Origin of the sequence: Brachybacterium sp. FME24, from assembly GCF_014897705.1 — a bacterium.
Lineage (GTDB): Bacteria > Actinomycetota > Actinomycetes > Actinomycetales > Dermabacteraceae > Brachybacterium.
Genome location: NZ_JABUXV010000009.1, coordinates 69,277 through 89,209, shown reverse-complemented (window position 1 = coordinate 89,209; position 19,933 = coordinate 69,277). Strand labels below are relative to the sequence as shown.

14 protein-coding genes are annotated in these 19,933 nt (G+C 69.7%); 5 read left to right on the top strand and 9 right to left on the bottom strand.

Annotated features, from left to right (window positions below):
* Positions 1–152 precede the first annotated feature (152 nt).
* Entirely contained in the window at positions 153–1,763 is a 1,611-nt protein-coding gene (locus INT51_RS11740) for an MFS transporter (protein ID WP_193105495.1), read from the bottom strand.
* 412 nt (positions 1,764–2,175) lie between these two features.
* Here INT51_RS11740 and iolD point away from each other — a divergent pair, with 412 nt between their 5' ends.
* The 5 genes from iolD to INT51_RS11715 all read left to right on the top strand — a co-directional run bounded on the left by iolD (position 2,176) and on the right by INT51_RS11715 (position 9,097).
* Positions 2,176–4,086 (top strand): 3D-(3,5/4)-trihydroxycyclohexane-1,2-dione acylhydrolase (decyclizing), encoded by a 1,911-nt coding sequence (gene iolD / locus INT51_RS11735; RefSeq protein ID WP_193105494.1) that lies wholly within the window; start codon positions 2,176–2,178, stop codon positions 4,084–4,086.
* Between the two features lie 197 nt (positions 4,087–4,283).
* A complete protein-coding gene (locus INT51_RS11730; protein ID WP_193105493.1) occupies positions 4,284–5,780 on the top strand; it encodes a CoA-acylating methylmalonate-semialdehyde dehydrogenase in 1,497 nt (498 codons plus the stop codon).
* Between the two features lie 172 nt (positions 5,781–5,952).
* Positions 5,953–6,903, top strand: coding sequence for a TIM barrel protein (locus INT51_RS11725; RefSeq protein ID WP_226832279.1), 951 nt, complete (start codon positions 5,953–5,955; stop codon positions 6,901–6,903).
* 13 nt (positions 6,904–6,916) lie between these two features.
* Positions 6,917–7,786 carry a sugar phosphate isomerase/epimerase gene (locus tag INT51_RS11720; RefSeq protein ID WP_193105492.1) on the top strand — a complete coding sequence of 290 codons (870 nt, stop codon included), beginning with the start codon at positions 6,917–6,919 and terminating at the stop codon, positions 7,784–7,786.
* A gap of 147 nt (positions 7,787–7,933) precedes the next feature.
* Positions 7,934–9,097 (top strand): Gfo/Idh/MocA family protein, encoded by a 1,164-nt coding sequence (locus INT51_RS11715; protein WP_193105491.1) that lies wholly within the window; start codon positions 7,934–7,936, stop codon positions 9,095–9,097.
* A 79-nt stretch (positions 9,098–9,176) separates the two neighbouring features.
* Here INT51_RS11715 and INT51_RS11710 read toward each other — a convergent pair whose 3' ends face one another.
* From INT51_RS11710 to INT51_RS11675, 8 genes are all read right to left on the bottom strand, one after another.
* Positions 9,177–10,877 carry an ABC transporter ATP-binding protein gene (locus tag INT51_RS11710; protein WP_193105490.1) on the bottom strand — a complete coding sequence of 567 codons (1,701 nt, stop codon included), beginning with the start codon at positions 10,875–10,877 and terminating at the stop codon, positions 9,177–9,179.
* On the bottom strand, positions 10,874–12,550 hold the full coding sequence (locus tag INT51_RS11705; RefSeq protein WP_193105489.1) for an ABC transporter substrate-binding protein: 1,677 nt from the start codon (positions 12,548–12,550) through the stop codon (positions 10,874–10,876). Before INT51_RS11705 ends, INT51_RS11710 begins: the two co-directional genes overlap by 4 nt.
* Complete coding sequence (locus INT51_RS11700) at positions 12,547–13,596, bottom strand: ABC transporter permease (RefSeq protein ID WP_193105488.1); 1,050 nt, start codon at positions 13,594–13,596, stop codon at positions 12,547–12,549. The genes INT51_RS11705 and INT51_RS11700 overlap by 4 nt, the downstream gene beginning before the upstream one ends.
* The gene (locus INT51_RS11695) at positions 13,596–14,531 is read right to left on the bottom strand and encodes an ABC transporter permease (RefSeq protein WP_226832278.1); all 936 of its coding nucleotides are present in this window, start codon (positions 14,529–14,531) and stop codon (positions 13,596–13,598) included. Before INT51_RS11695 ends, INT51_RS11700 begins: the two co-directional genes overlap by 1 nt.
* A gap of 274 nt (positions 14,532–14,805) precedes the next feature.
* Positions 14,806–15,702, bottom strand: coding sequence for an NAD(P)-dependent oxidoreductase (locus tag INT51_RS11690; protein WP_193105486.1), 897 nt, complete (start codon positions 15,700–15,702; stop codon positions 14,806–14,808).
* Between the two features lie 47 nt (positions 15,703–15,749).
* A complete protein-coding gene (locus INT51_RS11685) occupies positions 15,750–17,099 on the bottom strand; it encodes a four-carbon acid sugar kinase family protein (protein WP_193105485.1) in 1,350 nt (449 codons plus the stop codon).
* 259 nt (positions 17,100–17,358) lie between these two features.
* Positions 17,359–18,759 carry a GntP family permease gene (locus tag INT51_RS11680; protein ID WP_193105484.1) on the bottom strand — a complete coding sequence of 467 codons (1,401 nt, stop codon included), beginning with the start codon at positions 18,757–18,759 and terminating at the stop codon, positions 17,359–17,361.
* A gap of 175 nt (positions 18,760–18,934) precedes the next feature.
* Positions 18,935–19,906 (bottom strand): 3-hydroxyacyl-CoA dehydrogenase family protein, encoded by a 972-nt coding sequence (locus INT51_RS11675; protein ID WP_193105483.1) that lies wholly within the window; start codon positions 19,904–19,906, stop codon positions 18,935–18,937.
* Positions 19,907–19,933 lie beyond the last annotated feature (27 nt).

Sequence of the window (19,933 nt, the reverse complement as noted above, 5' to 3'; positions counted from 1 at the left end):
CCGAGAACGGCAGAGAACCTGGCAAAAATCGAAGATGTGGCGTCCGGGCTGCGGGGCAGGGCGGGCCGGGCGGGCGGGCAGGGCCGGCGGGGCGGGGCGGGGCGGGCGGGGCGGGCGGGGCGGGCACCGTGCAGGCGGCCGCCCCTCCGGGCTCAGCGCAGGCGGATCACGCCGCCGGCTTCGCGGAACTCCCACTCGATGCGCTCGAGGGAGAACTTCTTGGTCTCGGGGATGCGCACGAAGTACCAGATCACCGCGAAGATGTTGATGGCCGCGAAGATCCCGTAGGTCGCCACCGGGCCGATGCCGTCCATCATCACGGGGAAGGTCACGGTGACCGCGAGGTTCGCGATCCACAGGATCATGACGGCGAAGCCGTTGGCCGCGCCGCGGATCGCGTTGGGGAAGATCTCCGAGAGCATCACCCACATGACCGGGCCGGGGCCGGATTGCATGCCGAGCATGAACAGCACGATCACCACGACCACGAGATAGGGCACGAAGGGCGGGATGTCTGGGGAGACCTCCCCGTCGGCGCCGAGGTACGGGTTGATGCCGAGCAGGAAGATCGCGGTCATCGCGATCAGGGACAGGGTCAGGATGGTCTGGCCCACCAGCAGCACCTGACGCCTGCCGAAGCGCCGCAGCGCGAGCAGGCCCGCGGCCGAGCCGATCACCGAGGCAAGGCCCGTGAAGACGTTGAGGATGATGGAGGCCTGGGCGTCGAAACCGGCGGCCATGAGGACCTTCGGGGCGTAGTACATCATCGTGTTCACGCCGGTGAGCTGCTGGAGGATCGCGAAGATGCCGCCGAAGATGATGATCGATCTCAGCCAGGGCACCTTGATCGCCGCCTTCAGGCTGAGCTTCTCGCGCTTCTCCTCGGCGCGGCGGTTCGCCTCCATCTCGGCGACCTCGACGGCCACGTCGTCCCTGCCCTCGACGCGTACCCGCTTGAGGTTCGCGATCGCCTGGACCAGCTCCCCGCGACCCACGTGCCAACGGGCCGATTCGGGCATCATGCGGATGCCCAGCCACAGGGCGATCGCGGGGATCGAGCAGAGCACCAGCATCCAGCGCCAGGCGTGCCCGTTGCCCTCGGAGACGGTGAGCCCGCCGATCCCGGCGAGCAGACTCCAGGACACGGTCTCGCCGGCTTCATAGGTGCCGGAGGGGTCCCCGGCCACGACGGCCTCGGGCCCACCCTGGAGCGAGGCGATCAGGGCGTTCATCCCGAAGGCGATGAACTGTCCGGTGACGATCATCAGCTGGTCGACGGCGACCAGCATGCCGCGCTGCTCCTTGGGTGCCGACTCCGAGAGGTAGACGGGCACGGTGGTCGAGGCACCGCCGACGGCGAGGCCGAGCACGAAGCGCGCGGGGTAGAGGACCCACAGGCTCGGAGCGAGCGCGCAGGCCAGGGCCCCGAGGAAGAACACGACGGCGAGGATCAGGATGTTGTGCCGGCGCCCGTAGCGGTCCGACAGCCGGCCGCCGATGATCGCGCCGAACGCGCAGCCGGCGAGCAGGAAGCCGCCGACGAGCCCCTCCTCGAGGGAGGTCAGGGCGAGGCCACCGGCTTCCTTGGGCATGTACATGTAGGGCAGGGCACCGGAGATGACGCCGGTGTCGTAGCCGAAGAGGAAACCGCCCAGGCACGCGACGACGGCGAGCAGGCCGATGGATCGCTTCGGCCCGGCGGGGGCGGTCGTGCGGACGAGCTCGCCGATGCGAGTGCGCTCCGTATGGTGCGACTGACTCATGTTCCCTCCTTGGAACCTGAGGCCGGCGCGAAGATCTCTGCAACACGCCGGGGGCCGGTCCGGGACCGGTGGGAGTCGGATTCCGGACACGAGCACCCCTCTCGAGGGAGCCTATGTCATACACGAGCCACCATAAAGGCACTTCATGTCCGGTCGAAGTAAGTATTCGTCACTGACTTGGAGGCAAGCTAGCACAGCGTCCGACGGCAGCGGAACCCCTCTGAGCCCGTGGACCTCCCATGCAGCCCGGCCGCCGCGCGCAACACGCCCCACATCTTGTCCTGACAAACTCTTGACAAGAGTGGCGGCACCTCGGCATGCTTGACCTATCTGAACTCACCGTCGAGTCCCAGCGACAGATGGTGTCACCCAGGGCCCGCCCATGCGGCGGAACCCGCTTCACGGAGGCAGCATGAGCGTCCCCTCGTCGACCCCCGCCGGCACCGTCCGGCTCACCGTTGCCCAAGCACTCGTGCGGTTCCTCGCCGCCCAGTTCACCGAGCGAGACGGCGTGCGCGACCGCCTGATCCCCGGCACCTTCGGGATCTTCGGTCACGGCAACGTGGCCGGCATCGGCCAGGCCCTGCTGCAGAACGCCACCGATCCTTCCGACGGCGAGAACCCGATGCCGTACTACCAAGCGCGCAATGAGCAGAACATGGTGCACTCGGCCGTCGCCTACGCGCGCACGACGAACCGACTGCAGGCCTTCGCCTGTGCGGCGTCGATCGGCCCGGGATCCACGAACATGATCACCGGCGCGGCTCTGGCCACCGTGGACCGGATCCCGGTGCTGCTGCTGCCCAGCGACATCTTCGCCACCCGCACCGTCGACCCGGTCCTCCAGCAGCTCGAGGACGAGACCGCCGGGGACGTCTCGGTCAACGACGCCTTCCGGCCCGTCTCGCGCTACTTCGACCGCATCTCCCGGCCCGAGCAGCTGATCCCCGCGGCCCTGCAGGCCATGCGCGTGCTCACCGATCCCGCGGAGACCGGCGCCGTCACCCTGTCCCTCCCCCAGGATGTCCAGGCCGAGGCCTTCGACTGGCCACTGGAGTTCTTCCGCGAGCGCACCTGGCATGTGGCACGCCCCGTGCCCGAGCCCGCCGCCCTCGCCCGCGCGGTCGACGTGATCCGCTCCGCGAGGAAGCCGGTGGTCATCGCCGGCGGCGGCGCCATCTACTCCGAGGCGAGCGGGGCGCTCGCGACCTTCGCCGATGCCACCGGGATCCCGGTGCTCGACACCCAGGCCGGAAAGGGAGCGCTCAGCGCCGACCATCCGCTGGCGATCGGCGGCGTCGGCTCCACCGGCAACAATGCCGCCAACGATCTCGCCGCCGAGGCCGACGTGATCATCGGCGTCGGCACCCGCTACACGGACTTCACCACCGCCTCCCACACCGCCTTCCGCAACCCCGAGGCGCGGTTCGTGAACCTCAACGTGAAGGCCTTCGACGCCGCAAAGCATTCCGCGACCATGGTCGTGACCGATGCGCGCGCGGGACTGGACGCCCTGCGCGAGGCACTCGGCACGTACCGAGCCCCGGCCCCGCACGGTGAGCGCGCCCAGCAGCTGCGGGCGCAGTGGGAGCAGCTCATCGAGCCCTGCTTCCAGCCCCATGACCAGGAGCTCCCCGCGCAGACGGAGATCTTCGGGGCGCTGAACGAGATGATGGGCGATGAGGACATCGTCATCAACGCCGCCGGGTCCATGCCCGGTGACCTGCAGGCGCTGTGGAAGGCCCGCTCCCCGATCCAGTACCACCTGGAGTACGGCTACTCCTGCATGGGCTACGAGCTGCCGGCCTCGCTCGGCGCGAAGATGGCGAGCCCCACCAGCGAAGTCGTCGCGATCATCGGCGATGGAACCTTCCAGATGGCTCCTCAGGAGATCGCCACGATCGTCGCGGAGCGCGTGAAGGTCATCCTGGTGATCCTGCAGAACCACGGCTGGTCCTCGATCGGCTCCCTCTCGGAGTCCCACGGCTCGCAGCGCTTCGGCACCAAGTACCGGATGCGCAACGGAGAGACCGGGATGCTGGACGGTGAGAAGCTGCCCTTCGACATCCCGGCGAACATCCGCTCCTACGGCCTGGAGGTGCAGGAGGTGTCCGACACCGCCGCCTTCCGTGAGGCCTACCGTCGCGCCGAGGCCTCCACCGAGGCCACCGCGATCGTGGTCAATACGAACCTGTACGGGCCCAACCCACCCGGAAACGGCTGGTGGGACGTTCCCGTCTCGCAGGTCTCCCGCCTCGACTCCACGCAGCAGGCCTCGACCGAGTACGAGGCGGACAAGGCCCCGCAGCGCCACTACCTCTGACCACCCTGCCCCGGTCGGCCCCGATCCGGCCGCCACAGACACCCCCGACCCGGCCGGCACGTATCCACTGGCGTCCAGCGTGCAACCAGCCCCGTACAGCCGCTCGCTGCACACAGGACGCCACTGGATTCGACGCCCCTCGACACCACGCCCGGCCCCGGACACCATTCACCGCACCACCAGCAAGGAGATTCACCATGGGACATGACGTCAAGCATTGGATCGATGGCCGCGAAGAAGCCGGCACCGGCTCCACCCAGCCGATCCTGAACCCCGCCACCGGTGAGCAGATCCGCACCCTCCACCTCGGCGATGCCGCCACCGTCGACCGCGCCGTGCAGATCGCCACCGTCGCCCAGCGCGAATGGGCCAAAGTGTCCCTGGCCAAGCGCACCCAGATCTTCTACCGCATGCGCGAACTGATGATCGCCGCGACCGACGAGATCGCCACCGTCATCTCCCAGGAGCACGGCAAGACCGTGGGCGATGCCAAGGGCGAGATCGCCCGCGGCATCGAGACCCTCGAGTTCGCCACCTCCATCACCCAGGACCTCAAGGGCGGCTTCTCCGAGAACGTCTCCACCGGCGTCGACGCCCACACCATGCGCCAGCCCCTCGGCGTCGTCGCCGGCATCACCCCCTTCAACTTCCCCGCCATGGTCCCGTTCTGGATGCACCCCATCGCCCTGGCCACCGGCAACGCCTTCCTCCTCAAGCCCTCCGAGCGCGACCCCTCGGCCTCGAACATCGTCGCCCGCCTCTACCAGGAGGCCGGCCTGCCCGACGGCGTCTTCCAGGTCATCCACGGCGGCAAGGAGACCGTCGACGCGCTATGCACCCACGACGACATCTCCGCCGTCTCCTTCGTGGGCTCCACCCCGATCGCCAAGCACGTCCACGCCACCGCCTCCGCGGCCGGCAAGCGCGTCCAGGCCCTCGGCGGCGCCAACAACCACGCCGTGGTGATGCCGGATGCGAACATCGAGTTCGCCGCCGGCCAGGTCGCCTCCGGTGCCTTCGGCTCCGCCGGCGAGCGCTGCATGGCCGTCCCGGTCGCCGTCACCGTCGGCGACATCCACGAGGAGTTCCTCGCCGCCATCCAGGCCGAGGCCGAGAAGCTGGTCGTGGGCCCCGGCGACGACGAGAACACCGACATGCCGCCCGTCATCACCCAGGACGCCCGCGACCGCGTGATCCGCATGACCGACGAGGCCGAACAGGCCGGCGGCCGCGTCGTCGTCGACGGCCGCGGCCTGACCGTGAAGGGGTTCGAGAACGGCAACTTCGTGGGCCCCACGGTCATCACCGACCTCGACCCCAGCCACGCCACGTACACCGACGAGGTGTTCGGCCCGCTGCTCGTGGTCATGGCTGTCGACAACTTCGACGAGGCCCTCGAGCTGGTGAACTCCTCCCCCTTCGGCAACGGCACCGCGATCTTCACCGACTCCGGCCACTACGCACGCCGCTACCAGGAAGAGGTAGAGGTGGGCATGATCGGCATCAACGTCCCGATCCCGACCCCCGTGGGCTACTACTCCTTCGGCGGCTGGAAGGACTCCCTGTTCGGCGAGCACCACGCCCACGGCCCCGAAGGCCTCAGCTTCTACACCAAGCAGAAGGCCGTCACCACCCGCTGGCCCGCCCAGAACGAGACCGTCGAAGCCTCGATGAGCTTCCCCACCCACGACTGACGTCCGTGCAGGGCGCGCGATACGGCGCGCTCCGGGGAGTACGGGACTTATTCGTGAGCTCGAGCCGATATACGGCATCGTTCCACGAATAAGTCCCGTTCTCGCCCCTCCCCCCCTCACCACCACCCCGCCACCCCGCCACCCCCACCATGCCCCTCGAAGGAGCTGCGTCTTGACCTCCACCGACGCCCCCCGCATCGACCGTTCTCGCAACCCCGAGCCGCCGTTCGACAAGCTCACCATCGGGGTGTGCCCCGACCAGTGGGGCGTGTGGTTCCCGCAGGACGAGAAGCAGATCCCGTGGCGCACCGCCCTCGCGGAGATGGCCGAGGCCGGCTTCTCCGTGATGGAGACAGGGCCCTGGGGCTATTTCCCTCAGGACGCCAAGCAGCTGCAGTCCGTGATGGATGAGTACGGCTTCCAGGTGGTGGCCGGCACCGGCTGGGGAATCCTGCACCAGGAGGAGGCCTGGGCGGAGACCGAGCGCACCTTCCGAGCGATCGCCGAGACTCACGCGGCCGTCGGCGCGGAGTACATGGTGCACCTGCCCCCGCTGTACCGAGATGACAAGACCTGGCAGTTCACCGACGACCGGGAACTGACCGGGGACGCCTGGCGCCTCTACGTCCAGAACGCGAACCGGCTCGGGAAGCTGCTCAAGGAGGACTACGGGCTGACGATGGTGCTGCATCCCCACGGGGACAGCCACATCGAGACCCCCGAGGAGATCGCCCGGGTCTTCGAGGCGACCGACCCCGAGCTGGTGAGCTTCTGCCTGGACACCGGGCATATCGTCTACGGCGGCGGAGACCCGATCGCGATGATCGACGAGTACCCCGACCGCATCGGCTACGTGCACATCAAGGCCTTCGACCCGGACCTCACCCGGGAGGCGCACGAGAAGGACTGGCCGTTCGGGGAGGCCGTCGCCAAGGGTGCCTCGGTGTGCCCGCCGAAGGGGTTGCCGGACATGAAGGACCTGGTCGCGAAGCTGGCCACGATGGACAAGGAGCTGTACGTGATCTGCGAGCAGGACCTGTACCCCTGCGAGCCCGGTCTGCCGCTGCCCAATGCCGTCGCCACTCGCGAGTTCCTCGCCGAGTGCGGCCTCGGCGTGAAATGAGGAGGGCCCGCTCATGGTGAAGATCCTGCTGGACCCGTCCATGTACCACCCGCAGCTCTCGGTCGCCGAGGAGCTGCACAAGGCCCGTGAGCTGGGCTTCAACTACCTCGAGCTGTCCCCGCGCGCAGACTTCCACGAGTGGCACCACTATCCCAAGGTCGACCGTCACCAGATCGCCGAGGTCACGCAGGCGATGCGGGACACCGGGGTGAAGATCTGGTCCTTCAACCCTGTCTTCGACTGGGCCGCGCCCGACGAGCAGGAGCGCCAGGCACAGGTACGCAACTGGACCCGGATGCTGGAGATCGCCGACGCCCTCGAGGTGCCGCTGATCGCCACCGAGTTCTCCGGGGATCCGAACCGATCGCTCGCCTCCGAGCACCAGTTCTACAAGTCCATGGAGGAGCTGATCCCCGTCTTCGAGAAGTACGGCCTGGAGTGCACGATCGAGGCGCACCCCTACGACTTCGTCGAGGAGAACGACCAGGCCGTGCAGGTGATCCGCGGGGTTGACCGCGACTGGCTGAACTACGAGTTCTGCTTCCCGCACGCGTACCACCTGGGCGAGGGGGCGCGAGATCCGCGCGAGATGATGGACTACGCCGGGGACCGCCTGAAGCATCTGCACATCGCGGACGTCTTCGACCACACGGCCAACGTGGGCAACCGCTACATCATGAACCCGCCCGGCATCGATGCCCGCATCCACCAGCACAACGAGATCGGCAACGGCGAGATCGACTGGGATGCCGCCTTCACCTACCTGCGCGAACGCGAGTACGACGGGCCGATGTCCGTGTGCGTGTTCGGCTGGGAGGAAGAGGGCGACGCGATCAACGTGCGGATGCGGGAGCGTCTGCTCGCGGAGTTCGGCGGGGACTGACAGCAGAGGCCCGACGACGGAGCCCGCCCGGTCAGCCCCGCTCGATCAGCCCCGTTCGACGTCACCGCAGCCCCCATCGGCCGCGCTGTCCCCATGCCGGCCCCACGCGTGCGGTCGGCACCTACAGACTGACCTCAGGAGAGAACCATGCAGGACATCGGGATCGGCGTCGTCAGCCTCGGCTGGATGGGACGCCTCCACTCCACCTCCTACCAGCGGATCCCCTCCCGCTTCCCCGAGCTCGGGCTGCGCCCGCGGCTCGTGGTCGCGGCCGATCCGATCCCCGCGAACCAGGAGGCCGCGCGTGATCAGTTCGGCTTCGAGCACGCAGTGGCGAGCATCGATGAGGTCCTCGCCGATCCCGAGGTCGAGGCCGTCTCGATCTGTTCGCCGAACTTTCTGCACCGCGACTTCGCGGTGAAGGCCGCGCAGGCCGGCAAGCCGTTCTGGATCGAGAAGCCGATGGGGGTCTCGGCGGCGCAGTCCCGGGAGATCCACGACGCCGCGGCCGCTGCCGGGGTGGCCACCGCCGTGGGCTTCAACTACCGCCATGCCCCGGCGGTCCAGCATCTGCGCGAGCTGGTCTCCTCGGGCCGCCTGGGCCGGATCACGAACGTGCGCTGCTGGCTGATCGCCGACTACGCCTCCTCCCCCGACGGCGCACTGACCTGGCGCTACGACCGCGAGAAGGCGGGCAGCGGCGTGATCGGCGATCTGCTCTCGCACGGCGCGGACCTCGTGGAGTACGTGAGCGGCCAGCGCATCGAGGAGGTCACCGCGACCTCCGACGTGTTCATCCCGGAGCGCCCGATCCCGGTGTCGGCAGGAGTGGGGCACGGCGGCATCGAGGTGGGCAGCGAGCGCGGCCCGGTGGAGAACGAGGACTGGGTCGCGGCGCTCTCGCGGCTCTCGGGCGGGGCCCATGCCACTCTCGAGTCCTCCCGCGTGGCCCGCGGCCATCGCAGCGACTATGCCCTGGAGATCTTCGGGACCGAGGGCTCGGCCCGCTGGTCCTTCACCCGGATGAACGAGTTCGAGGTGATGCTCGGCGAGGGCGGCAGCGAGCACGGCTACACGACGGTGCTGGCCGGGTCCGACCATGGCGACTACGCGCGCTTCCAGCCCGGCCCCGGGATTCCCATGAGCTTCGACGACCTCAAGACCATCGAGGCGGCGGAGTTCCTCTCCGATGTCGCCCTCGGCACGCAGCTGGCGCCGAATGCGGCCGACGGGCTCGCCGCGGCCGAGGTGTGCGAGGCCGTGGTGCGCTCATCGGCGTCGCGCGCGTGGGAGGCCGTCCCGCAACTCTGACTCCCCGCGCCGGTTCCCGTCCATGCGCGCCGGAACGCCGCGAGGCGCGAGAAGGGAGCAATGGGCTCCGGGTCGGGCCCTACGCCGCAGCCCCGCCGCCGTGCAGTCGTCGCTCGGGGTCGGGAACGCTCGCGAGCAGCGCGCGGGTGTACTCGTGCTGCGGGTTCCCGAGCACCTCGCGCGCGGTGCCCTGCTCGACCGCGCGACCGGCGCGCAGCACGGTCACGTGATCCGCGAGCGAACCCACCACGGCCAGGTCGTGGCTGATGAACACGCAGGCGAAGCGGGTCGCCTCGATCGCATCGCGCAGCACCTCGATCACGTGCGCCTGGATGGTGACGTCCAGAGCGCTGGTCGGTTCGTCGGCGATGAGCAGCGCGGGCTCCAGGATCAGGGCGCGCGCGATCGAGACGCGTTGACGCTGACCTCCGGAGAGCTCGTGCGGGAGCCGGCCGACGTACGAGGCCGGCAGGCGGACGATCTCGAGGGCCCTGCGGACCCGCTGGTCGATCTGCGTGCCGGAGGTGCCGCCCGCGAGCTGCAGCGGTTCCCCGATGCTCCAGCCGACGGTGCGCCGCGGGTTCAGCGACGAGGCCGGGTCCTGGAAGACGAGACCGACCTTCGCGTAGGCGGCGCGGCGCTGGGTGGCGCCGAGCGTGCGCGGATCGACCCCGTCGAGCTCGAGGGTACGAGCCTGCGCCGGGACCAGGCCGGCCAGGGCCTTCCCCCAGGTCGACTTCCCGGAGCCGGACTCCCCGACCAGCCCGTGGATCTCGCCGCGACGGATCTCCAGGCCCACGCGATCGAGCGCCAGGTGCGAGCCGCTGCGCCGGTGGTACTCCACGGAGAGCTCCTCGACGCGCACGACGGGAGGCTCCGAGGTCGCGGTGGCGGAGTCCTCGGCATCCGGTGCCTCGGCAACGGCGACGTCGGTCCGTTCGGCGTCGACCGACCGCGCGGCGCCGCCTCGCACATCGTGAGCCCGTTCGAGGCTCTCTGCGAGGCGGGGCACGGCAGCCAGCAGCGCCTGCGAGTACGGGGCCACGGGCGCGGCGAGCACCTGGCGGACCGGCCCGGTCTCGACCGCTTCGCCGTCCTTGAGGACCACCACCTCATCGGCGATCTCGCCCACCACTCCCATGTCATGGGTGATGAGCAGAACCCCGATCTGCCGATCGCGGACGATCCTCACGAGCAGGTCGAGGATCCCGCGCTGCACGGTGACGTCGAGCGCGGTGGTGGGCTCATCGGCGATGAGCAGGGACGGGTCCCCGCTGAGCGCGAGCGCGATGACCACGCGCTGCAGCTCGCCGCCGGAGAGCTCATGCGGATAGGAGGCGGCGGTGCGGTCCGGATCGGGCAGGCCGACGGAGACCAGGAGCTCACGGGCCCGCGCCAGCGCCCGCGGACGGGAGCGGATGCCCTCCCGCACCGCCAGGACATGCCGGAATCCCGTGGACACCTTCATCACCGGGGACAGCGACTGCCCCGGCTCCTGGAAGATCATGCCGATCCTGCCGGAGCGGATCCGCCGCATCTCCAGGGCCGAGCGGCCGACGAGCTCCTCCCCGTCCAGCTGGGCGCTGCCGCGCACGTGTGCGCCGCGCGGCTGGAGGCCGATCGTGGCCAGAGCAGTCATGCTCTTGCCTGATCCGGATTCGCCCACCAGCGCGGTGATCCGCCCGGCGTGCACGGAGAGATCCAGGCCGGAGACGATTCCCCGGCCCGCGATCGCCACCTGCAGGTCATGCAGGACGAGGAGCTCATCGGGCGTGCTCATGGTGCCAGCGTCACCGTGAGGTAGTTCGGGTAGGCGGGGAACTCCCCGATCACGAAGTTCTCCACGCCGGAACCGTGGATGAAGGAGTTCTTCGAGAAGATCAACGGCACCACCGGGGAGTCCTCGAGGATCTGCTGATCCACGGCGGCCCACTTCGCGTGCGCCTCCTCGGCGTCGGTCGTCGAGGAGGCCTCGAGGATCGCCGCGTCCACATCGGGGTTGTCGTAGCGCGCGAGGTTGTAGTTGCCGTTGCCGATCTGGCTCGAGTCGAACAGCGGGGTGAGGTTCGCGTTCGGGGAGGGGACGTCGGGCTGCCAGGAGCTGAGCACCAGGTCGTACCCGGTGCCGTCGCCGGCGGTGACCTCCGAGGAGTACGCGTTCTCGTCCAGCGGCTGGATCGTCACGGTGATGCCCGCACGGTCCAGACCCTGCTGGATCGCTTCGGCGGCACCGGTCTGGTCGTCCGTGATGACCAGTCGCAGCGTCAGGTCCTCGACGCCGGCCTCCTGGAGCAGCGCTGTCGCCTCGTCGGCGTCCCCGGCGGGATCGTCGGAGTACAGCGAGTACTCCTCGCGTCCTGCGATGCCCGGGGTGATCAGGGTCGTCGCGTAGTCGCCGGAGATCTCGCCGCCCTTGGCGGTGAGATAGGCCTGCTTGTCCACGGCGTACTGGATGGCCTGGCGGACCTTCACGTCCTTGAGCGCCTCCGAGGCGGTGTTCAGCGCCAGGTACTCCAGCGCACCCGGGCCGGAGGTCACCAGGCGGTCGCCGACGTTCGGATCGTTCTGCGCCTGGACCAGCTGGGCGGTGGGCACGAAGGTCGACAGGAAGGCGTTCTGCGAGTCGGAGCGGTCGGCGATGATCGACTGCGCCACGACGCTCGCATCCTGGGCGAGCACGAACTCGAGAGAGTCGGGGCCGCCGGCGCGGGCCTGGTCGGTGCCTGCGTCCCAGTTCTCATTGCGCACGAGGACGGCCTGGCTGCCCGGGGAGTAGGACTCCAGGCGGTAGGGGCCGCTCGCGACAGGCGCGGTCGCATAGGTCTCGGGCTCGCCGGATTCCTCCGGAACCGGGGCGAACGCGGGCGTCGAGGCGATCCAGCCGAAGTCGCCGTAGGGACGGTTGAGATGGAGGACGATCGTCGTCTCGTCGGGCGTCTCGATCGAGTCCAGGTGCTTGTCGGAGAACGGACCGGCGTAGTCCTCGCCGCCCTCGAGCAGCACCTTGTGATAGGTCAGGCCGCCGGTGAGCTCGGCGGCGAAGGAGCGCTCCAGGCCGTACTTGACGGTCGCCGCGGTGATCGGGGTGCCGTCCTCGAACTGCAACCCCTCCTGCAGCGTGAAGGTCCAGGTCCGGCCGTCCTCCGACGCGGTGCCGGTGTCCGTCGCGAGGTCGGGGATCAGCTCGGTCGGCGCACCGGCGGAGGTCTTCCAGGCAGTGAGTCGCCGCGCGGTCAGGCCCAGCGTGGTGATCGCGAGGTTCTGGCTGGTCGCGGGATCGAAGCTCATCTCCTCACCGGTCGAGAAGATGGTCAGGGCGCCGCCGCTCTCCCCGCCGCCGTCGGAGGAGGAGCCTCCTGAGCCGTCGGTCGAGCACGCGGCGAGCATTCCGGTGCCGAGCACGAGCGGGGTGGCGACGAGGATCCCGCGTCGCGTGAAGGATGCCGAGGTCATGAGGGATTCTCCTGAGGGGTCTGATCGAGCGGGGTGGTGGCGGATGAGCGGCGCGGGGAGCGGCCGCCGTGAGCGAGGCGCCGGTCCAGCAGCGGGCGGGCGAGGTCGGCGCCGAGGTTCGCGAGCACGATGAGCAGGGAGCCGACCAGCGTGGTGCCGACGATGACCGGGAGGTCCGCGGTGGCGGTGGCATCGAGCAGCAGGGCACCGAGGCCGGGCTGGCCGAAGATCCGCTCGGTGATCACGGTGCCGCCCAGCAGCGCCCCGATGTCCAGGGCGATGAGAGTGGTCAGCGGCAGGGCCAGGTTGCGCAGGGCGTAGCCGTCGATGCGTCGTTCGGACAGGCCCAGGGCGCGGGAGGTGCGCACGTAGTCCAGGCCGAGCTGCTCGATCATCGAGGACCGCACGAGGCGGCCGTAGATCGCGCCGTTGAGGAAGGCGAGCGTCGCCCAGGGCAGGACGAGATGGCGCGCCCACTCCAGCGGCCCCTCGGCGAAGGGTTCGTACCCGCCGCTGGGCAGGAGGTCCAGGCGCAGCGCGAACACCACCACCGCGAGCAGGCCCACCACGAAGGCGGGTGCGGAGGCGGCGACGACCGACACCCCGGTCACGATCCGGTCCAGCATCCCGCCCTGCCGGCGCGCGGCCAGCGCACCGGCCGCGATGCCGAACACCGCCTGCAGTGCCACCGCACCGATGGCGATCGAGAAGGAGACCGGGAAACGGTCCGCGAGCAGCTCGGTCACGCTCTGGTGCAGCTGGAAGGAGTAGCCCAGGCAGGGGGCGGCGCACTCGACGAGGACATCGGCCGAGCCGAAGGAGCGCCCGGTGACGATCGCAGCCAGGAAGGTGCCCAGCTGCACCCACCAGGGCTTGTCGAAGCCCATGAAGCCGCGGGCGGCCTCGAGGTCCTCGGGGGAGCAGGGCTTACCGCACATCTGCAGGGCGGGGTCGATCGGGGCGATGTAGAAGATCGCGAAGGTGAGGCCGACGACGACGAGGAGCACCCCGAGACTGCGGGCGAGGCGCTGCAGGGACGGGATCATCAGCGGGCTCCCCGGGGATCGAGCGCGTCGCGCAGAGTGTCGCCGAGGACGTTGAAGGAGAAGGTCACCAGGAACAGGGCCGCGGCGGGGAACAGCAGGAACGCCGGGTCCACGAGCAGCCAGCTGATCGCGTCACCGATGGAGCGACCCCAGGACGGCGTGGGCGGCAGCACACCGACGCCGAGGAACGACAGGGTCGCCTCGGCGCTGATCCGGCTCGGCAGCGAGATGCAGGAGAAGACGATCACCGTCGAGGCGACGTTCGGCAGCACCTGGTGACGGAAGACGTGGCCGAAGCGCGCGCCCATCACGCGGGAGGCGACGACGTACGGCTGACGCACGATCACCCGAGTCTCGGCGGCGACCACCCGGGCGATGCCGGGCCAGCCGAACATCCCGATGACCACGGTGAGCAGCAGGGCCCGGGGCGCCTCGAGCGGGAACAGGGCGCTGAGGGCGATGGCGAAGATGAGGAAGGGGAAGCCGAGAGTGACGTCGGTGGCGAAGTCCACCAGCTTCTCGACGATCCCGCCCACGGCGCCGGCGACGATGCCGAGCACGACCCCGATGATGGTGGCCAGGACGGTCGAGGCGATACCCACCAGCAGCGAGACCCTGGCCCCGTAGATGACCAGGGAGAACAGATCGCGGCCGGTGCCGGGCTCGACCCCGAACCAGTGATCCGTGCTGACTCCTCCGAAGAACCCCGTGGGCGAGGTGTCCGGCCCGAGGGCATCCGGGTGATAGGTGAACGGGTCGTTCCCGGACAGCGCGCTGAGCTGCGGCGCGAGAAGCGCGGAGAGGAGGCTGAGCACCACCACGATCCCGGCAGCGAGGGGCATCGGGCGCAGGAAGGCACGCCACAGCGGTGCGCGGGAGGGTCGCTCTTCCGTGGAGGCGGCAGCCTCCACCGGGAGAGCATCACGGGGAGTCATTACGGGTGCTTTCGGTTGTGCAAAGACAATCGTGAGAGAGTATTGCACCATCGCTCACCCGAGGGCTCTCCGCCCCGTCACGATTCGGCAACTACCACCGGCCCGGGCGCGTGGTCAGCATCAGCGGCATCGGCGGCCTCGTCGACCGTTCTGGCACGGCCATCGGGCACCCTCCCCTGCCGGTCACACCCGCGGCGTCACTCGGAGCTCTCCATCGGCTGGGTGAGGTTGACCAGCACGAGGAGCGCGGCCGGCAGACTGGCCAGAGCCGCCGTCAGTGCTCCCCGCGCAGCACCTCGACGACGATCGAGTCGTCGCGTCGGTCGTGGCCGAGCGCGCTGCCACGCTGGAACACCGTCTGCGCGGAGGTCGCCAGCGGCACCTCCTGGCCCACCTCGCGGGCGGCCTCACCCACCAGGTCCATGTCCTTCACGAAGATGCTGAGCGCGGAGCGCACCTCGTCGAAGTCGCCGTCGACCATGCGCCGGCCGCGGTCGGCGAACATGAAGGAGGCTGCCGCACCGGTGTTCAGGACCTCGTGCACCTGATCCAGATCCAGGCCCATGGAGCCGGCGAGTGCGAGCGCCTCCCCGGCGGCGGCGATATGCACGCCGCACAGCAGCTGGTTGACGATCTTGAAGCGCTGGCCGTCTCCTGGCCGCTCCCCCACCACCGGCGCGTTCGCGGCGAGTGCGTCCAGCAGCGGGCGCACCGCCGCGACGTCCTGCTCGGCGCCGCCCACCATGATCAGCAGGTCTCCGGTGCCGGCGCGAGCCACGCCCCCGGAGACGGGGGCATCGACCACGTGCGTGGTGACGTCGGCCAGTGCGGCGCAGGTCGCCTCGAGGGCGGCAGGGCCGACGGTCGACATGATCAGCACGGTGGTCTCCGCGGTCAGCACGGCGGCGATGCCGCCGCCCCCGTCACCGCCGCCGAACAGCACCGACTCGAGCTGGGCGGGGGTGGCGACCATGACCACGACGACATCGGCTCCGGCCGCGGCATCGACCGCGGAGGTGACGGGAGCGGCGGCATCGGCCACGGCCTCCCGGGCGGCAGGGCTCAGGTCGAAGGCCCGCACGGTGAAGTCGGCGGAGGCTGCGGCCCGGACCATCGGGGCGCCCATCGCACCCAGGCCGATCCAGCCGATGGTGGGGGTGGTGCGAGACATGGTGTCCTCCTCCGAGAGGGCCGGCCGAACGCCGGCGGGGGGTGGGATCAGCGCGCGGTGACGGCGGCGGTGAGGCGATCGACGACGTCCGCGAGGGCCTGCTCGCCGCCCACATTTCCGGGGAAGACGACGTAGGGCATGCCCATGACCTCCTCCGGCGCTTCCTGCGCGGAGAACAGGGAGACCTGGCCGGGCCAGAACTGGCCCTCGACGCGCGCCCGGCGGATGCCGAGGCCGTTCGCGGCGACCTCGTGGGAGGTGATGCCGCCCTTGGCGACCACCCAGGCGGGCTTGACGGCGCGCACCCGCCGAACCACCTCGACCACGGCGTCCGAGACGCTGCGGGCGATCGCGAGGGACTCGGCCGGGTCATCGGTGCGCACCAGGTCGCGACTGGTGTAGAGCACGCAGTCGGCGGCCTGCAGCGCTTCGCGCACCCGCTTCGCGGCCTCGTCGAGGTGCTGTTCGCGTCGGTCGTCCAACAGGGAGGGGACGTCGAGCTCGACCTCCACCAGGGTTCCGCGCTGCTGGACCGCGCGCAGCTGGGTGGTGGTCAGGCCGACGTGCGAGCCGACGACCACGAGCCCGTGGTCCAGGTGCCCATCGGGGATGGTGATCGAGGTGGGGTCGACGACGTGGGCGCCGCTCTGCCCGGCGAGCGGTCGCACGAAGGACGGGCCGCAGCGGGTGATGAAGGTGCGCCCGTCGGCTTCGAGCCGGCCCACGGCCTCGGCGACGACCTCCATGTCGGAGTACTCGGTGGCGTTGAGGACGACCCAGCGGCGGTCGCGGGCCCCGGAGAGGATCTCGTGGACGCGGGCAGCGCCCCCGGAGCGGATGTCGTCCAGGCCGATGCTGAGCACGTCCGCGGCGAGCACCCCTCCCGCGGAGCGCTCCTGGAGGAATTCGCTCAGGTCAGAGTGCGAGTAGCCGAAGGTGGCGTCGCGAGCGAAATCGGTGTCCTCAACCCGCCGGGGCTCGCCGCCGACGACCGCGTAATGCACATCGTCCTGCGTGTACCGGCCCGCCTCGAGCATCGCCGGGGCGAAGAGGATCGCGTCGACGTCGACGCCGTGGACTCCGAGCTCGTCGGCGATGGCGAGGGGTTCGGCGATCACGTGGCCGCGCAGCGTGGAGTCCGACCGGGAGACGACGTGCAGGCCCTGCTGCGCCGTCGGGTCGGCGAGCACTCCGGCGAGGAGGCGACGGTTCATGGCGACCGCCTCGGCCTCGTCCAGCGCCCGGGTGTTGGTCAGCACGAAGCAGGTGGACCCGGGCTCGGCGAGCACGCCGGCCGGAATCGCAGGGTCCAGGTCGAAGGCGACGTCGACCTGTGCCACGCACTGCGAGCCGGTGGGGTCGTCGTCCAGGACGAGCAGACGGCGGGAGTCGGCCATGGTGGAGGTCCTTTCCGGGGCGGGCGGGCGAGCGAGCGTGCCAGACGGGCAGGGAATGGGCTGACCAGAGCTTGTCAGACCCGCGAACGGCTGAGCGGAGGGCTCCGAGGCAGTGCACGAGGGGCTGGCGAGAGGAGTACGGGACTTATTCGTGGAACGAACCCGTATACGGCATCCGTTCCACGAATAAGTCCCCTACTCGCAAGGCATCCTCGCCCACACCCGGCGAGCGAGGAGCAGACCCTCACGCACCCGGCCCTCAGGCGAAGATGACGAACACCACCGCCGACAGCGCGAAACCGACCAGCGAGATGGAGGTGCCCACGAGCGACCAGGTCTTGAAGGTGGTCACGGCGTCGAAACCACAGAACTTGCCGATCAGCCAGAAGCCGGAGTCGTTCACGTGCGACCAGCCGATCGAGGCACAGCCGATCGCGATGACCATGGCGGAGACGCCGATCGCTCCGAAGTCGCCCGCGAGGATCGCCGGAGCCATGATCGAGGCGCCGGTGGTCGCCGCCACGGTCGCGGAACCCTGGGCGACACGCATGGCCATGGTGACCATGTACGCGGCGACGATGAGCGGCAGGCCGAGGGCGTCGAGCCCCTCGGCGACCTCGGTGCCGATGCCGGTCGCGGTGAGGATGGCGCCGAAGGCACCGCCCGCACCGGTGATCAGGATGATCGAGCAGACAGGCGCGAGGGCGTCGTCGACGAGCTCCTCGAGCAGCCCGCCGACCTTCTGGCCCTGTCGACGGCGCGGGATCACGTAGAGCAGCACCATCGCCAGCATGGCGGACAGGGCGAGCGCCACCGGGGTCGCGCCGATGAGGCGGGACAGCTGGTAGGCCACGTTGTCGGTGCCGACCGTCCCCTGCGATTCGAGCGTGGAGAACGCCGTGTTGAAGAAGATCAGCACCAGGGGAAGCAGCAGCACGAGGAGGATCGCACCGAAGGCGGGGCGCTCTTCTTCGGGGACGTTGCGCGGCTCGCCGAGCAGGGCCGGGACGGGAGTGTTCGGGTATCGCTTGGAGATGGCCCGCGCGACCAGGTAGCCACCGAAGTACCAGGTGGGAAGGCCGATGAGCAGGCCGACGAGGATGACGAGGCCGATGTCGGCGCCCATCACGGTCGCCGCGGCGGTGGGTCCGGGGTGCGGGGGGAGCAGCCCGTGCATCATCATGAACGACGCGAGCGAGGGCAGCACGTAGAGCATGAAGGAGCCGCCGAGGCGACGGGCGACCGTGTAGATGACCGGCAGCATCACGATGAAGCCGGCGTCCAGGAAGATCGGGAAACCGTAGAACAGGGAGGCGACGGCGAGGGCGAGCGGTGCGCGACTCTCCCCGAAGGTGTCGAGCATCTTGTCGGCCAGCACCTGGGCGCCGCCGGTGACCTCGATGATTCTGCCCAGGACGGCGCCGAAGCCGACCAGCAGGGCGACGGTGCCGACGGTGCTGCTGAAGCCGTCTATGACCACGTCGATGACGTCGCCGACGCCGATGCCCGCCGCGAGGCCGGTGGCCACGGCGATGATCAGGAGCGAGAAGAAGGCATGCAGGCGTGTCTTGATGATGAGGACGAGCAGGAGAGCGATCGCCACCACGGCGATCGTCAGGAGCAGCCAGACCGGCCGCTCCGCGAGAACGAGTTCTTCCACGGAGTACTCCAGAGGGTGGTGCCGGAGCGCGTCAGGTCGGGCGTCCCGCGCAGAAACGCTCGGGACCCGGGCGACTGCGCGGGCCCCGAGCGTTCAGCTCGGACCCCGGGCAGCAGTGCCCGGCCGACGGGACGAACCCGACAGGGTGGGGGTGGGTGGGACGTTCCGGTTCGGGTCAGTCGGTCGTCGGCGTGGCCTTGGGGGCCGGGCCGAGCTCGGCGAGCAGTTGAGACATCTTCGCGTAGGCCTTGTTGCGATAGGCGACCAGCTCGGCGGAGGTGGCCTCGTCGTAGTCGCCCAGCAGTCCCTTGCCGTTCTTGACGCCCTTGCGATCCGCCGCGACGGAGTCGGCGAGGATCTTCGGGGTGGCCAGGCGGTCGCCGAAGGCATTCTCGAAGGTCACGAAGCTGCTGGCGTAGACGTCCAGGCCGGCCTGATCGACGATCGCGAACGGGCCGAAGAAGCCCAGGCGGAAGCCGAAGGTGGTGCGCACGATGGTGTCGACGTCCTCCGCGGTGGCCACGCCCTCCTCGACGACGGAGGTCGCCTCCTTCAGCAGCGCGTACTGGAGGCGGTTGAGCACCATGCCAGGGGTGTCGGCGACCTGGGCGCCCTGGTTGCCGGACTTCTCCAGCAGTTCCTTCACGGCGGCGACGACCTCGTCGGTGGTGGCCTGGCCGGCCACGAGCTCGACGCCCGGGATGAAGGGAGCAGGGTTGGAGAAGTGCACGGTGAGGAACCGCTCGGGGTTCGTCACGGCGCTCTCGAGCTCCTTGACCGGGATGGTCGAGGTGTTCGTGCCGATGATGGCGTCGGGGCGGGCGTGCTGGGAGATCTTGGCGAGCACGTCGCGCTTGACGTCGATCCGCTCGAAGACGGCCTCCTCGATGAAGTCGACGTCGGAGACGGCGTCCTCGAGGGTCTTGCCTGCGGAGATGTTCTTCGCGACGAGGTCGGCGCTGCCGGGGGCGTAGAGGCCCTGCTCCTCGAAGTCGCGGGCTTCCTTCTGGAGGCGCTCCAGGGAGGCGTTCGCGTTGTCGACGCTCACGTCGGCGACGGTCACGTCGAAGCCGGCGATGGCGAGGACCTGGGCGATGCCGCCGCCCATGTAGCCGGCGCCGACGATGGTCACGGTGGAGATGGTCATGCGGGTACTCCTTCGTCCGAGAGATGC